Origin of the sequence: Bradyrhizobium sp. 132 (assembly GCF_023074185.1) — a bacterium.
In the GTDB taxonomy this organism is placed as follows: Bacteria; Pseudomonadota; Alphaproteobacteria; order Rhizobiales; family Xanthobacteraceae; genus Bradyrhizobium.
Genome location: NZ_JADPKY010000099.1, coordinates 83252 through 98206 on the forward strand (window position 1 = coordinate 83252; position 14955 = coordinate 98206).

Sequence of the window (14955 nt, forward strand, 5' to 3'; positions counted from 1 at the left end):
GACATAGCAAGCGCTGAGCACATCTTGAAGTTTTTTATAATCGATTCGCCTGCATCAGCTCCCATCTCAATAACGAGAACTGATGTAGGAGATCGCCATGAAACTGCTGCAGACAACGTTCCTGTCTTACGCGACTGCGCTGTCTGTGCTTGCCCTTTCTGGATACATCGCGACGGCCGGGCCCATCGTGCCCCCGGGACGCTATTGTTTGTCCTACGACGAAGGCGGCACCGATTGCAGCTTCACAAGCTATGCAGAGTGCCTCGAAACTGCCTCGGGCATTGCCGCCGAGTGCTACGGCAAAACCGCTCGCGACGACGAACATGACCGCGCCCTTGTCCCTCACTAGTAATGATTCGAACACTGCACCGCCTCATTCAAAGATATCCGCCTGTTTCGCTAAGCTTGAAAGCCGCAACCGGGCACGTCGCCCAATTGGAAAGGAAATGACGATGAAACGACTGATGACAGCGCTAGTAACGACCCTGCTCGCCACCAGCTTGCTTGCGGTGACGGCCGAAGCGCGCGGGGGTGGCGGTCACATGAGCGGCTTCGGCGGAGGCCATATGGGAGGCTTTGGCGGCGGCCATATCGGTTTTGGCAACCATGGGGGCGCCTATCGTTCAGGCTTGCACCACGACGCCATGCACCATTTTGGCGGCGTCTGGCCAAGATACGGTACATTGTTGGGCGACAGCCTGGATTGCTATGATCTCTACTACGGTCGTCGACCCTATAGTTGGTTACCCTACTGCGGCTGATACCGACAACTTTGCAGCACCGCGAAATTGGACAGAAGGACCAGCTCCCGTGCGGTCCCTCCACTCCGCACCGCAAGTTTCATCACGCAAATGCCCGAGTAGGAAGCGTCGAATTCAAGGCAACGCCTTACGCCTGCGCGAACTTCCGGCGTCGTGGCCTAAATTATTTTTTAGTCGGATTTGCGTTCGTCCGTCACTAACTGGGCTCTCGAGCAATCGATCCTCCAGGCATGCGGCTTTCAGCAGTAATACCGTCAAGAAGGTCATAACGATGAGTTCAAAAGCGAACTCGAAGGCTGATCTCGAGCACGCGCCGCAGCAAGGTCGGATCGGATTTATCGGTCTCGGCCGAATGGGGACAGCGATGGCCGCTAACCTCGCGGCCGCCGGAAAAGATGTGCTCGCCTATGTCCGGCGGCCGGAGCAAGTAACAAAACTCTTGCCGCTCGGATTGAAGCCGACAACCACATTTAGCGACCTGTTCGACTGCGCGGTCGTTGTCAGCATGCTGCCCGACGATGCTGCCGTTCAACAGGTCACGTTCGGCCGCAAGGATCTCAGCATCGCCGGTCTCCTCATGGGCTTGATGCCCGGTGCGATCCATCTTTCGATGAGCACGATCAGCCCTGCCATAGCATCCCAATTGGCCAGCGAACATGCGCGAAATGGGCAAAGCTACGTCGCAGCACCGGTGTTCGGAAACCCGGACGCAGCCAAAGCCCACCAGTTGTACGTCATCGCAGCTGGTCCGCAGCCGGATCTCGAGCGTTGCCAGCCGATCTTCGATGCGCTCGGCCAGCAGACGTTTGCGGTGGGCGATACCCCGGCGACAGCGAATCTGATCAAGCTGGTCGGCAATGCCATGATCGCGGCCAATCTTGAAATCCTGGGGGAGATTTGTGCGCTCGCACAAAAGCGCGGGCTCGATACCAGGGAATTGCTCGCGATTCTGACCGCAACAATGTTCGGCAGCCGCTTCCACCGAATCTATGGCGGCAAGATCGCCGACCAGGAATACCGGACTGGTGGCCTGGTTTTCCCGCTCGCACTCAAGGACGTGCGGCTGGTGTTGCAGGAAGGCGAGATGGCCGGAGTCCCCATGCCAACGCTCAGCGTCGTGCGCGACCGCTTCCTCACAGGGATAGCGCGTGGATATTCGGAGCTCGATTGGTCCGCGCTTGGCCTTCTGGCCTCAGAGGAAGCCGGGCTGAACATCGAGTCCGTGAAATCTGGTGCAACGCGGGGTGCGACTCATGATGAGCATCGTGAACTGAACGGCTCCCCGGCGGCCTCCGCCGGGCCGAACACTTGAAAGCCGGCGTTCACGTGTCGTGGTGACCATTTCGTCGCAAAACGCTCGAGCGGAAGCGCACAACCTGGTTGTTCTACACGCAGGAGCTCATTGATGTCCGATCAAGCGATGCCAGATTCATTGGAACTGGAACATACCGACATTCCCGGTACTGACATCAACGTATCGCGCGTCGCACTTGGTACATGGGCAATCGGCGGCTGGATGTGATCGCGACCAAAGTCGGCCTTGAATGGAGCGAGGGACGCGTTATCCGCAATGCTTCTCGCGCGCGGATCCTGAGGGAGTTCGAGGACTCGTTGCGGCGGCTTCGAACCGACTACATCGACATCTACCAGGTGCACTGGCCGGATCCCCTGGTGGAGATCGAAGAGACTGCCGAGGTGATGCACAGCTTGCACCAGCAGGGCAAGATCCGCGCGAATGGCGTCAGCAATTTTTCGATCCTGCAGATGGAACGCTTTCGTCCGGTTGCGCCGTTGCATGTACTGCAGCCGCCTTACAATCTGTTCGAGCGCAGCATCGAGGCCGACATCCTGCCCTACTGCCGCCGGAACGATATCGCGACCTTCGGTTATGGTGCGCTGTGCCGCGGCCTATTGTCGGGCCGCATGCGGAATGACACGGTGTTCAAAGGTGACGACCTCCGCGGCGCCGGCCCAAAATTCTTGCAGCCGCGTTTCGCGCGCTATCTATCGGCGGTGAAGCAGCTCGACGAATTGGCGCAGAAGCGGTTCGGAAGGCGTGTTATTCATCTTGCGATCCGATGGATGCTGGACCAGGGAATCACAACCGCGCTATGGGGCGCCCGCCACCCGGGTCAGTTCAACCGGTCGACGGTATCAGCAGCTGGGCGCTCGACGCGCCAGCGCAGGCTGAGATCGATCGCATCCTCGAGGCCGCCATCAGTGATCCGATCGGACCCGAATTTATGGCACTGCCGGCGCGCAGCTTGGCAGCGTAGTTGAACAAACCTTCATCGACGCGCACCCTCCCGCTTTCCGTCGCATCAACAATGTGCTGCGCAAAAGCGGGCGGGAGAGAAGCAAGATAACATGCGATAACACGATCCGTGCGCGACGCACCGGCTTTTGCTAGGTGCCTTTTTAGGGCCTGGGCTCAGACCCCAGCCCGCCGCCAGCGCACGGAGCGATTGTAACAAGTGGTGCGAGGGACCAGGCCTGCTCCGGCGTTTTCGCGCTTCCATCATGAAAGTAACGCGCGGTCAGCGTGATGGTGCGGCCGGTCGCGACAAGATGTGCGGCCATCACTGCGCCCAGGCCCGCGAGCCAGCTTTCCTCGGGGCCGGCAGGTCCCCACGCAGCGGTGCGGAAGGCGGCTGCCTTCAAGCCCCGCCACGCTTTGCATGAGAGTAGTCAGGGCTTCATGCGGCTCAGCAGCCGGTCCCGGAAGCCATACTGATGTAGGAGCGCGGCAGCTGCATGCATTGAGGCGACCGCAATCGTCGTATTGGCTCCAACTCCATGCAAGGCACCGATGGCGCGAAGAACCGCAGGATGGTGCGCGCCGAATTGTGGGACAGACCAGATCCCGAATAGGGTGATGCCCCTATAAGATGCATCGAGTATACCGAACAACAACACTACAGAGACAAGGAGGTAAAGGCTCCAATGCGTGAGTTGGGCTATGAAATGAACCAGCCCGCCATTAGCCGGCGGCAGGGTGCGGCCGAACCGAATGCGCCAGACAATTCTCGTCGGCAACACACAAAGGAGCGCGGCTCCGAGCAGAACATGTATTGACCACATCGCCGCGCGATCCGGTCTTGGAAACCAATCGGCGGTCTGTCCAATAGCCCACAGCGTCAGAACAAGTGATGCCGTGATCCAGTGCAGCCAAATCGTGATCGGATCGTAACGCGCGGTAGGATCCAGCATGCGCTCGTCTTTCGACGTCATGGCTCTCTCAACTCCTAACAGGCGGGTGTGTAGCGGCTGCTGCCATCGCGATCACCATGTGTGCAGCCTGGACCAATGCACCGACTAAATTCAGGAATTCAAAATCTAAACTTGAGTTCAGAAATGAGTTGCTTGTTGCGCTCCAGTTGGTCGCCTACTGGCACGTTTTTAGACATGCCGGCCCCGCTGAAAATGTCTGCTCCCTGGGATAGACCGGAAGTGACTGGCGCGTGAAACCACGCTACCGGACATCGGGACCGAGCATGTCAACGGTCTTTGCCCTTTGGCCGCGGGGTCGACGTGATCCCGGCGCTGGCTCGATCCGCGATGGAAGTTCACCACATCCCGCTCAGGCGAGGTTCACGATCCCATCACTGCCGGCTGAGTCCCGCGCCTCGGAACCCGCGCCGGCTGACCTGACCTGCAAAAGGGGCGCGCTCCTGTGTCGGAATTGAGCTGCCATTTTCACATGCTCGTTCGCCTATGGCGTCGGTTGCAGCCGCGACGGCGAGGCAAGGCCTGCGAGCAGCACCGCCAAAATGCCGGTTAGAAATATGCCGTCGAATGTCCCTGCGCCACCGATGGAAGCGATCGGCGCGCCGAGGCTGCCGATCTTGTCCAGATTGAGAATATCGGCGCCGATCAGTGTTCCCATGGATCCGCCGATATAAGCCAGCGGCGCTGCATATTCGCGGGAGAGGAGGAGGGCAAGGATTGCCGTCGCCACGACCGGCACAAAGACCGGCACGGCAACGCCAATACCAGCTACTGGCGTCGCTGTGGAATGAACAATGAAAGCGATTACGGCTACAGCGATCGCTGCCCTGAGCCAGAGCTGATAGCGAAGCACGAGATAGGCGGACATCAATGTAGGAATCACCGATCCGCCGACATTCACAGCCAAAATGGTGCTGGGCGAAACCACGAATGGCACCACATAGCGCATGCCGAAGAAGTCGACGATTTGCCCCGATCTGACCGGCGGACCGGGCAGCACGGTGATCGGAAGATTGAAGTAGCTTCCGATCAATGAGCCGAATAGGAGAAGGACTGCGACCCCCGGACCTACCCCGAGCCGCATATAGGCATATCTAAGGATGCGGAGTTGGATCAGGATGACCAGCGCCAATGCCAAAAAGACCAGGATCGAAAAAAATCCCGGGGTCAGCGGTAGATAGTGAACCTGGGGATCATCCATGAGATCGATGCTTTGGTTCGCAAGGACGCTGTAGGTCCATTGCTTAGGTAGGATAGGCCGTGCATTCTGTCACTCACAATGTTCTGCGTTGGAATTGATTGCGGCAACACCGACTACCCTGATTTGGCACCTCGCGTGTGCTGACGCGTATTGTTAGGACACTCGAACGGCCTTAGTCCGCAGCCTTGGCGAGCGGTCCGCCGGGCAAACTTATGGTTAGCGCCCTTGGCCGCCTTTAGGGAATTGAGCCGGGAACCAGGTAAGTCCCAGCAGATCTCCGGTCCCGCCGGGGCTGAGGTGCCGTGAGATCAGAGCATCGTCAAACGCAGTCATCTTCTTCAGGCCGCCCGGCGCCAAGACGCCGCCCTCTCCCAGAACTTTTCTAGCGTAAGCACGCACATAGCCGAGGCCCGCGAGACCTCCGCGTGACAACAGATTGGTATCGTTGTTGACCGCAAGCAGGTGCAACAGCACTTGCAGGAGCGCCAAATCCTCGCCGAGACCGTCCTGCCGCAAGCGGTCGTAGACCGGTAACGCGGCAGTGCGCACCGTGGCGAAGCCGGAGGCCGCTTCGCCCCTGGCTCCCGAGAACCCGAAGCGCTGGAAGACGCGCTCTCCCGCCGTATGCGCCTCCGCTCGCCGATTAAGTTCCCGATCGACCAGACCGACGCAGATACTGGCCACCTCATCGCACAATCGCTCTCTGGTCACGGCTGCTTCACGCGCCAGCAGACGGCCGGCGGCGAAACACAGTAGGCCAAGCGAGAAAACCGCTCCTTTATGCGTGTTGATTCCTTTCGTTGCCCGAAGCTCGCCTGCTCGCACTGCACGCCGGCGGGACGTACCAGCGGAAGTGCGGCCCGCGCCGCAATATGCGCGGATGAATAGCCGATCGCCACAAACCGTGACCACCAGGGAGCAATGGCACGCGCGCTGGCCAGGAATGTGTGAATGTCCATGTCGCGGTGAGCGCCGCAATTGCGGCGGTCCACCAGACCGGGTTTTGGCGTGAGCATCAACTCCGCGAGCAGCGCCTGGTCGGCATACTCGGCGATCGCCTCCGCAGTGGTCGCCTCAACTGCGCCGCGGGCCGAGTAAGGCGGTGCACTAGCTGGCTGAGCGCAGATCATATTCATGGACGATCCTGCCTATCGTGTTTAGAAGTTCTTCGTGCGGATGCTGGCGCGAGCGGCCGCAGACACGGGCTGGCTGGCCGCATACCAGGCAACGGCGGGCAGAAAAGCCGAGACGCTGACGCGACAGAGGTCCTTGCCAACGCGCGATCACGTCCAGATCCCAAAGGCGACCGAGCGGATGATGATCCTCGAGCTCAATCGTGGCTGACTTGAGAGACCGCGCGTCCACATCGACGACGTAGAGTGCCTCGGGGCCGGTCTCCTGCCACAAGACTTCGCGTGACAGTATGGGCCACCCCCTCGCGCGGCACATGGTCTCCAGTTCGCGAAGCGCTTCGTCCAGCACCCGTCTCGGCAACCAGCCATCCTTCACGGGCCCCGGCATGACGACGGTCATCGAGACCAGCGGCTCGCGAAAGCACGCCAGAGCAAAAGCCTGCCGAGCCGCCCTCCGCTCTCTGGCGTCCAGCATCTGATCAAGACTGACTTCGGCCCCAATGGCCGTCCGGACCGGCGCAGACATGATCAGTTCCTCACCTGCCGCACGACATCGATCACGCTGCCGTCGCGCAGTCCATGAAGGTAAGGCGCGGGCGGAGCAGGACAATTAAAATCAATTTTAGTGGCACTAAAATCTCGTCCATCAGTAATGCGCCCGCAAATCCGGTTTTGATGTTTTGGACGGCTCCTGCACCGGCGTACGAGTGCCCTGAAGGCGGGCGTTGTTAAAGCCCTACCATCGATTACCGTGAACTTGCGAACGTCGCGATGAGACGAATCATGACAATGCTGGTGACGACCATGCTCGCCCCAAGCTTGCTTGCAGCTACAGCAGAAGCGCGTGGTGGCAGCGGCGACGTCGGCAGCTTTGGCCGTGCCCACATTGGTGCGTTCGGAGGTGGTCGCATCGGCGGCTTCGGTGGGGGCCGCGTCAACCTCGGTAACCGCATGGCCTACGGCTTAGGCCTCCGTCACTACGCAACGCACCGTTTCGGAGGTATCTGGCCTGGCTACGGTGGCCTGTTTGACGATGGCCTGGACTGTTACAATCCCAACTACCGGTATCCGCCATATTACCGGCCGCCCTACTGCGATTGAGCCTCTGGTGCAGCCGGCTTTGACGGTGCAGTTTCGAAAGTCGGTGCTTGAGGGATCCGTCGTCCCTCTGGCACTTCGGCATAGGAAATCTACGTCAACTGCTTAAGCGCGCTAACTCGCAGATGAAAGCACAGTGGCGAGTTCGTCGCGACCGATTCAGCCGCTTTCCCTGCGCTTTCCTTGCGTTTTCCTTGGCGTGTTCGGCACGACCGAAGCGCGCCGAAGCAATGTCCCCTTCTGCCCCATCACCGGTCACTGCTGTCACCTGCCAAAATGCGCGACGGCCCGAACGATTTCGCGCCGGAGTTTTTGGCTGAAATTTGTTAGGCTTCATCCGCTGGCGTTGCGTGCAGTAGAACAAACGACCGCGAGTTGATCACGCTCAGCGCAACATCTTGCGCGGCCTCTCCCCGAGTTCAGTCGTTCCGTGCGGCCTGATGCTTACGATAGGCCTACCAGCTGTCTGTTTGCGAGGCGAACAGCGGATTGAGGGTCGTGCGTCGGCAGATACACCGTCGGATGGACTTGGGCGAAGGCTCTGATCGAGTCCAACGTTGCGCTGGAAATGCCCTCGTCAGCACTGACGCCGTCCACCCTGCCGGCGAGCATCATGCGCTCATTGTAGGAGGTATCGCCAGCAAGAAAATGCATTGTGCCGTCCTCTTGCTGTACTAGGAGGGAGACATGATCCGCGGTGTGACCTGGTGTGGCCACCGCGACAATGTCCCCAGCATCGGTCAATCGTCGGCTGCGAGCGAAGGGCCCAAACGGTTCCGCTGCGAGTTCAAGCGCAGTTGGATCGAACCAGGAGGGCCAGCGATTAGGAAGGTAACCGCGTATACGCCCTGCCCATCCACTTGCCGTGCGAAGTTCGCCGGAAGCAACAAGGATTTCACAACTAGGGAAATGTGCTAGGCCGCCATCATGATCCATGTGCAAATGGGTGAGCACGACCTTTTTCACATCGCGCGGTCCAATGCCTAGCGCGCGCAATTGCTGACCGATTTCTTCTTCTCTCTCGATTCGAAAAACGACTTCCCATCGGACAAAGGGATGATACGACGTCCCGGTTTCGAGCAAATGCGCTCCCTGGCCGGTGTCAACTACGATGACACCTTCCTTGTGCTCGATCGCCCAAGCGTACGTCGGCAACCACTCGGTCCAGTTCCGGTCGGTGAAAATGGCAAGCCGTCGTGCCAACCCGTGTCCGTGTCCCTCGACCTGCGCACTTTTTATTTTAACGAAGCCGGTTTGGATTGCATGAATACGCATGGCTGCTTCTGCTCTCCGTGTTAATTTAAGAATTGTACGATGTGATTTGACGTGGCTTCTGTTTCGTTCTGTATCATTGTGCTTCCACCGCTTCATGGGTGGGAAACTGCGCTAAGAACCAGGTGATGCCCAGCAAGTCTGCCGTCCCACCCGGACTTAAGTGGCGCGCGATCAATGCATCATCGAATGCCGCCATCTTGCGTAGCCCGTCCGGCGCTAGGACGCCGCCCTCCCCCACGAGAGTTTTGGCGTAAGCTCGGACATAGTCCCGGCCTGCGCGACCGCCGCGTGACAGAAGATTGGTGTCATCATTGACGGCGAGCAGATTCAACAGCACTTGGAGCAGCGTCAGTTCCTCGTTGATTCCGTTCAACCGCAATTGGTCGTAGACCGGCAGGGCTGCCGTGCGCACCGTCGAATATCCCGAAGCGGCCTCGCCCCTTGCGCCGGCGACCCCATAGCGCCGGAAGACGCGCTCGCCCGCCGTAAGCGTCTCTCCCCTGGCCCTGAGCTCCCGATCCACAAGCCCGACGCAGATCCTGGCAACCTCACCACACAGATGCTCGCGCGTTAGGGAGATACCGCGCCCCAAAAGACGACCAGCCGCGAAACAGAGCAAGCCAAGCGAAAAGATGCCGCCCTTGTGCGTGTTGATGCCCTTCGTCGCCCGCAGCATCGCTTGTTCGCAGAGCACGCCGACAGGACGCACCGCCGAGAGCGATCCGCCCGCGGTGATAGGCGCAGAAGAAAATCCGATCTCCACAAAACGCGGCCACCAGGGCGCAATCGCGCGTGCGCTGGCCAGGAACGTGTGCATGTCCATGTCATGGTGAGCGCCGCAATTTCGCCGATCCACCAGTCCGGGTTTGGGCGTGAGCATCAACTCTGTGAGCAACGCCCGGTCCGCATACGCGGCGAGCGCGCCGGCCATCCTCTCCTGAGCCTCGTTCCCCGCCGAGGATGGCAGCGGGCTAATTGACTGAGCGCGGAACATGGTCATGAACAATCCTCGCTATCGTGCTCAGTAGTTCTTCGAGCGGATGCAGGCGCGAGCGACCGCAGGCATGGGCCGGTTGCCCACAAACGAGGCAGCGCCGCGGGCGAAAGCCGAGCTCCTGACGTGACAGAAGGCCCCGTCCGGGAGTGAGGACATCAAGATCCCAAAGGCGTCCTATGGGTTGATTTTCTTCCAGAGCGACGGTAGCCGACTTGAGCATCCGCGCTTCCGCATCAATAACGTAGAGCGCCTCCGGCCCGGTCTCCCGCCACAAGACCTCGCGCGACAATACGCGCCAGCTGCGCTTATCTGACATGGCCTCCAACTGCTTGAGCGCCTCGCTCAGTACCCGTCGGGACAACCAGCCATCCTTCACCGGGCCGGGCATAACCACCGTCATGGACACGATCGGTTTGTTAAAGCACGCCAGGGCGGAGGCTTGACGCGCGGCCCGTTGCTCCCGAGCCGCCAGCATCTGATCAAGACTGACTTCGGCCCCAATGGCCGTCCGGACCGGCGCAGACATGATCAGTTCTTCACCTGCCGCACGACATCGATCACGCTGCCGTCGCGGTAACGGACTATGCCGACGATCCGATCGGTGAATTCGAGGGGCTCAGGCTCGCCCGTCAACGCCACCGCCTTCCGGTACAACTCTTCGACGGTCATAACAGGCAGACGTGCGTCGCGCAGTCGCTGCTCGATTTCCGGGCGCTTGGGATTCACGGCGATCCCGTGGTCTGTCACCAGGACACCGACCGACTCGCCAGGGGTGAGTAGAGTCGTGACATGCCGGACGACCGTCGGAATGCGGCTACGTACCAATGGAGCAACAACGATGGTTAAGTCCGCAGCGGCCGCGACATCACAATGTCCACCGGATGCGCCGCGCATGACGCCGTCGGAGCCGGTGATCACGTTGACGTTGAAGTCCAGATCGACCTCCAGCGCGCTCAAGATCACCACATTGACGCGATCGACATAGGCTGCTTTCGATGTCGGATTGGCGTACTCGTTGGCCGAGATCTCGATATGCGCGCTGGAGGTTCGCAGCGATGCCGCGGCATCATTGTCGAACGACTGCACATCAACAATGGCCTTGATCAGGCCCCTACTGTGCAAATCGGCGATGCCCCCTGTGATGCCGCCGAGCGCGAAACTCGCCTTGATACCTTTGCAATTCATGCGCTGTTCAAGGAAACGGGTGGCGGCCGTGGCCGCCGCTCCAGACCCGGTCTGGATCGAGAAGCCATCGTTGAAATAGCCGGAGTGCTCGATAACATCCGCGGCGTGACGTGCGATCAGCAGCTCCCGCGGATTGTTTGTGACACGGGCGGCCCCTACGCTGATGAGCGAGGGATCACCGACCTGATCGAGCTTGACGACCAGGTCTACGCGATCCTGCGAAATGCTCGCGGGATAGTTCGGAAACCCCACCAACTCCTCGGTCAGCAGCACGACCTGGCGGGCGTATTCAGCATCGACTTTCGCGTAACCGAGCGAGCCACAGTTCAACTTGCCGCGCGATCCATTGGCGTTGCCGAATTCGTCACAGCATGAGACTCCGAGGAATGCGACATCAATCTTGAGCTCTCCGGTTTGCAGGAGATGTACCCGGCCGCCGTGCGAATGAATCTGCACCGGTTTCTTCATCAATCCGTTGGAAACAGCCTCGGCGAGCCTGCCGCGCATGCCGGAAGTGTAGATCTGCGTAATCACGTCGCTCTTGATGTGCTCCACCAGCGGATCGTGGCAGTTCAGGAGCGAGCTCGAGGCGAGCGTCAGGTTCTTGAAGCCAAGCCTGGCCAGGGTATTCACAACCTTGTTGACCACCTTGTCGCCTTCCCGGAAGGCGTGGTGAAACGAGATGGTCATCCCGTCCTTCAATCCAGATCGCCGGATGGCCTCCTCGAGCGATCCGCAGAGTTTGCGGTGCAACTTTGTGCCAGCCGCAGCGAGATATGGCGTCTCGGCGTTCGCGCCCGCGAACGGTTGCAGCTTGGGTAGCGAGGAATCCTGCGTTGCCAAGCGCTCGATGGCAGTCGTCATAACATCGTTCTTCATGATCGTGGTTCCTTCAGGATGCCTCGGCAAGCTGTAATGCCATCTCGGCCTCTTCGATGACGGGGGGATCGATCATCTTGCCGTCGAGCGAAACGACCCCCAGCCCCTTGCGGTGCGCGTCCTCCGCCGCTGCAATCACCCGCCTGGCGTGGCTCACCTCTTCTTCAGTCGGCGCATAAGCCTTGTGCAGAAGCTCGACTTGCTTCGGATGGATTAGCGATTTGCCATTAAAACCGAGCCGCTTCGCAATTTTCACCTCGCGCAGGAAGCCGGCGTCGTCGCTAATGTTACCGTACACGACATCGAAGGCATCGATCCGCGCCGCTCGGGCGGCATGCAGCACAGCGGCGCGGGCGTAGAACAATTCTGGCTGCCAACCATTGCTGCGCTTGGTGCGCATGTCGACGAGGTAATCGAAGCCCGCCAGCGCAATCGCGATCATGCGGGGCGAAGCGATCGCAATCGAGACTGCGTTGACCACGCCGCTCGCCGATTCGATCGCCGCCATGATCTTTGTAACGCCGACCGGACGGCCGCACGCCCGCTCGATCCGCACTACGTGCGCCTCGAGTTCACCAATCGCCTGAGCATTTTCCGTCTTGGGCAGACGCACCACGTCGGCCCCGCCCCTAACGGCGACCTCCAGATCCTTCAGTCCGAACTCGCTGTCGAGCGAGTTGACGCGCACGACAGTCTCGACATCGCGGTAGGCTGCGTGCTGCAGTGCCTGAAACACCAAAAGCCGCGCCGAATCCTTCTCCCGCGGCGAGACGGCGTCTTCCAGGTCGAACATGATCGAGTCCGGCTTGTAGACGAAGGAAGTACTCAACATCGCGGCGTTGTCACCAGGAACGAAGAGCATGCTGCGACGCAGTTTCATGAGAGCCTCCGCCAGTCCAGCTCCTCGGAGGAGCAGCCGCGCAGGACGGCTGCCTGCACGCGCGCCCGTATCACGCAGTCGAGCGCGCCCTTGTCCTCGATCACGATCGAGCCAGCGCTCACTGATAGCTTGTCGAGCGCATCCGTGACGACTTGCTTGATCTGCTCGCCGAACTGCTTGATCACCTCGCTCCTGAGGACGACTTCGCGCGTGCCTTTCTCGGTTGGCGCAACCTTGACCAGCACATCGCTGGATTCCAAAGTGCCGGCGATAGCTTCCTTGATGACTTTCATTGATTTCCAACCTCCTCAGTGACGTTGTGGGCTGCAGAAAATTTCTGCTCCAGAAATTGCAGGGTCGATGCGGGGACCAGATCCCGAATGGCGTCGAAATCCCGCCGCGTGAGCAATCGCCTGACTTGGGATGCGGAAACGGGAATACCGCGGACGGAAACCCTGGGTACTTCAATCACCGTGATCGCGGGAGCGGCGGAGGCTGCGTGCTGCAGCCAGTGCTCCATGTCTTTGTTGTAGTTGCCCGTAACCGGATCGAACGGCTCGGTACCGACATAGCGGTGCGTGATGCCCAGCGCCGGCGCGATATATTCCCGGAACAGCAACAGATCGATCGCGGCCCAGCTGTGGTCGACAAGCGCGTCATCTTTCAGAAAGTAGCCTGGGAACGTGGCGCGCGAGATGATGTAGTCGGAGCCCGGATGCAGGCTGACCCTGTCGAGATGCTTTACGCCGGCCGCTACCAGCGCCAGCCGATCGGCATAGGAAAACAGGGATGCGTCTTCCCTGACCACGAAAACATGCAGCCAATCGCAGGCGCGAGCGGCCTCCTCGACCAGACATTGGTGACCGAGCGTGAACGGGTTCGCATTCAGGACGATGCCGCCGATCTTGGAGCCCTGTCGCCGCTGCTCACGCAACCCGTCGCAGTATGCCTGGATCGCGATTGGACTGTTCTCCATCAGCACGACGAGCTGCGGAACCTCTACCAGAGGATAGAAGCTCCAACCGCGGAAGAACGGCAGATTGTGAGGTGGAGAGTACAGAAAGAGATGAAACTGGCTGCGCTCAGCCGCCAATTTGACCGTTTCGCTGCCGAGCCGCAGGCTCAGCGACTCGCCCCGAAACTGCTCCGCGACGGCAACGCACTTGATCGTGTTGTGGTCAAGGCCAGCGCATGCGACGACCCTCCCGTCACGACGGCACACGACGAAGGCCTCGACTTGGTTGTCCAACTCGAGATTGTTGGTACCCAGCAGCTTTCTGACTACCACCATGACGTTGGGCGAGTCATTTGGACTTATCGTGCTGAACTCATCTATGGCATTCATGGCTCACCCCTTCTCACGCAATCGACAGACGGTGCGTCGCCGCGATCATGATTGGGATAGTCGCGAAGGCTAGTACGCGCGTTGCGAGGATCGTGGTCGAGGACTCGGATTCGAGAACGCCGTGCTCTTCGGCAAACATGGTCGTGATTACGGCGGACGGAAGCGCCGCCAGCAGGATGGCCTCCCGCGCGAGCACGCCGGTGACTCCGAATGCAATTACGGCCGCGAGCATCGCGACGGGGTGCACCAGATTCTTGACCAGGACGTCGACCGCCACTGCTTTCGTCAGTTCGACCTTTTCCTCGGCGATGATTAGACCGGCGACGAAGAGCGAGATACCGGTGGTAGCGCTGCCTACGAGATTCAGCGAGCTAACGACGAATGCAGGTATGTCCAGGTCGAGCAGCACCAGCACGATGCCGATGAACGGCACCCAGACGCGCGGTTCACGCATCGCCTTGGCGAACGTCTTGACGAACGCTCGCGTGCCATCCCCCTGCTTCTTCTCCGAGCCAACCTCCAGCAATACCGTGGTAAGGGGAACAATGATGAGTGACGGGATCAGATTTGCGATCAGAATCGGGTACAAACTCGAAGGGCCAAACAACTGCCCCAGGATCGGCACGCCCATGAACACCATGTCCGGAAAGGCGAGCAGGCTCGCCCTCAATGTCGAAGTGCGCAGATCGTAGCGGAGTACAAACCGGCAGCCGAGCAGCACTACGAGATACGGGACCATCAGTCCCACGACAAAGAGCAAGGGAATTTTGTAATCGGTCAGGTCCGCGCGCGGCGTCTGCAGAATGCCGGCCAGCAACAGCGGCGGCAAGAGCCAGGTGAGAACCAGCCGGGTCAGGAGAGCCCGGTCAGTGCCCCCAAAGAACTTAAGGCGCCCCGCGCGATAGCCGAGAAAGATGACGAAGGCGACTGGAACGAGAGTGGTAGCGATGGTGTTGAGCATCGGTTCATGTCG

18 protein-coding genes are annotated in these 14955 nt (G+C 59.9%); 5 read left to right on the forward strand and 13 right to left on the reverse strand.

Annotated elements, in window-relative coordinates; genetic code table 11:
* Positions 1–97: 97 nt before the first annotated feature.
* The 4 genes from IVA74_RS19740 to IVA74_RS19755 all read left to right on the forward strand — a co-directional run bounded on the left by IVA74_RS19740 (position 98) and on the right by IVA74_RS19755 (position 3041).
* Positions 98–349, forward strand: a complete 252-nt coding sequence (locus tag IVA74_RS19740; protein ID WP_247347373.1) for a DUF3551 domain-containing protein — start codon at positions 98–100, stop codon at positions 347–349.
* A 103-nt stretch (positions 350–452) separates the two neighbouring features.
* Positions 453–761: a hypothetical protein gene (locus IVA74_RS19745; RefSeq protein WP_247347375.1), complete on the forward strand. Its 309-nt coding sequence runs from the start codon at positions 453–455 to the stop codon at positions 759–761.
* A 271-nt stretch (positions 762–1032) separates the two neighbouring features.
* A complete protein-coding gene (locus tag IVA74_RS19750) occupies positions 1033–2073 on the forward strand; it encodes an NAD(P)-dependent oxidoreductase (RefSeq protein ID WP_247347377.1) in 1041 nt (346 codons plus the stop codon).
* Between the two features lie 206 nt (positions 2074–2279).
* On the forward strand, positions 2280–3041 hold the full coding sequence (locus tag IVA74_RS19755) for an aldo/keto reductase (RefSeq protein WP_346730959.1): 762 nt from the start codon (positions 2280–2282) through the stop codon (positions 3039–3041).
* 408 nt (positions 3042–3449) lie between these two features.
* On the opposite strand, the gene IVA74_RS19760 is transcribed toward IVA74_RS19755, so the two are convergent.
* The 5 genes from IVA74_RS19760 to citX (IVA74_RS19780) form a co-directional block, all read right to left on the reverse strand.
* A complete protein-coding gene (locus IVA74_RS19760; protein ID WP_247347379.1) occupies positions 3450–3992 on the reverse strand; it encodes a cytochrome b/b6 domain-containing protein in 543 nt (180 codons plus the stop codon).
* A 481-nt stretch (positions 3993–4473) separates the two neighbouring features.
* Positions 4474–5190, reverse strand: coding sequence for a DUF1614 domain-containing protein (locus tag IVA74_RS19765; protein WP_247347381.1), 717 nt, complete (start codon positions 5188–5190; stop codon positions 4474–4476).
* A 216-nt stretch (positions 5191–5406) separates the two neighbouring features.
* Entirely contained in the window at positions 5407–6015 is a 609-nt protein-coding gene (locus tag IVA74_RS19770) for a triphosphoribosyl-dephospho-CoA synthase (RefSeq protein ID WP_247347383.1), read from the reverse strand.
* Positions 5898–6320 carry a triphosphoribosyl-dephospho-CoA synthase gene (locus tag IVA74_RS41195; protein ID WP_247347385.1) on the reverse strand — a complete coding sequence of 141 codons (423 nt, stop codon included), beginning with the start codon at positions 6318–6320 and terminating at the stop codon, positions 5898–5900. Before IVA74_RS41195 ends, IVA74_RS19770 begins: the two co-directional genes overlap by 118 nt.
* A complete protein-coding gene (gene citX / locus IVA74_RS19780) occupies positions 6298–6849 on the reverse strand; it encodes a citrate lyase holo-[acyl-carrier protein] synthase (protein ID WP_247347388.1) in 552 nt (183 codons plus the stop codon). The genes IVA74_RS41195 and citX (IVA74_RS19780) overlap by 23 nt, the downstream gene beginning before the upstream one ends.
* A 257-nt stretch (positions 6850–7106) precedes the next feature.
* On the opposite strand from citX (IVA74_RS19780), the gene IVA74_RS19785 reads away from it, so the two are divergent.
* On the forward strand, positions 7107–7424 hold the full coding sequence (locus tag IVA74_RS19785) for a hypothetical protein (RefSeq protein ID WP_247347390.1): 318 nt from the start codon (positions 7107–7109) through the stop codon (positions 7422–7424).
* 441 nt (positions 7425–7865) lie between these two features.
* Here the strand turns inward: IVA74_RS19785 and IVA74_RS19790 are convergent, their stop codons facing one another.
* From IVA74_RS19790 to IVA74_RS19825, 8 genes are all read right to left on the reverse strand, one after another.
* Positions 7866–8696, reverse strand: coding sequence for an N-acyl homoserine lactonase family protein (locus IVA74_RS19790; RefSeq protein WP_247347393.1), 831 nt, complete (start codon positions 8694–8696; stop codon positions 7866–7868).
* A 73-nt stretch (positions 8697–8769) separates the two neighbouring features.
* Positions 8770–9696, reverse strand: coding sequence for a triphosphoribosyl-dephospho-CoA synthase CitG (citG, locus tag IVA74_RS19795; protein WP_247347395.1), 927 nt, complete (start codon positions 9694–9696; stop codon positions 8770–8772).
* On the reverse strand, positions 9668–10219 hold the full coding sequence (citX, locus tag IVA74_RS19800) for a citrate lyase holo-[acyl-carrier protein] synthase (RefSeq protein ID WP_247347397.1): 552 nt from the start codon (positions 10217–10219) through the stop codon (positions 9668–9670). Before citX (IVA74_RS19800) ends, citG begins: the two co-directional genes overlap by 29 nt.
* Before the next feature lie 2 nt (positions 10220–10221).
* The gene (citF, locus tag IVA74_RS19805; RefSeq protein ID WP_247347399.1) at positions 10222–11757 is read right to left on the reverse strand and encodes a citrate lyase subunit alpha; all 1536 of its coding nucleotides are present in this window, start codon (positions 11755–11757) and stop codon (positions 10222–10224) included.
* Positions 11758–11770: 13 nt separating this feature from the next.
* Entirely contained in the window at positions 11771–12637 is an 867-nt protein-coding gene (locus IVA74_RS19810; RefSeq protein ID WP_247347401.1) for an aldolase/citrate lyase family protein, read from the reverse strand.
* On the reverse strand, positions 12634–12930 hold the full coding sequence (gene citD, locus IVA74_RS19815; RefSeq protein WP_247347403.1) for a citrate lyase acyl carrier protein: 297 nt from the start codon (positions 12928–12930) through the stop codon (positions 12634–12636). The genes IVA74_RS19810 and citD overlap by 4 nt, the downstream gene beginning before the upstream one ends.
* Positions 12927–13982, reverse strand: a complete 1056-nt coding sequence (gene citC, locus IVA74_RS19820) for a [citrate (pro-3S)-lyase] ligase (protein WP_247347406.1) — start codon at positions 13980–13982, stop codon at positions 12927–12929. Before citC ends, citD begins: the two co-directional genes overlap by 4 nt.
* A 13-nt stretch (positions 13983–13995) precedes the next feature.
* Complete coding sequence (locus tag IVA74_RS19825; RefSeq protein ID WP_247347408.1) at positions 13996–14943, reverse strand: AEC family transporter; 948 nt, start codon at positions 14941–14943, stop codon at positions 13996–13998.
* Positions 14944–14955 lie beyond the last annotated feature (12 nt).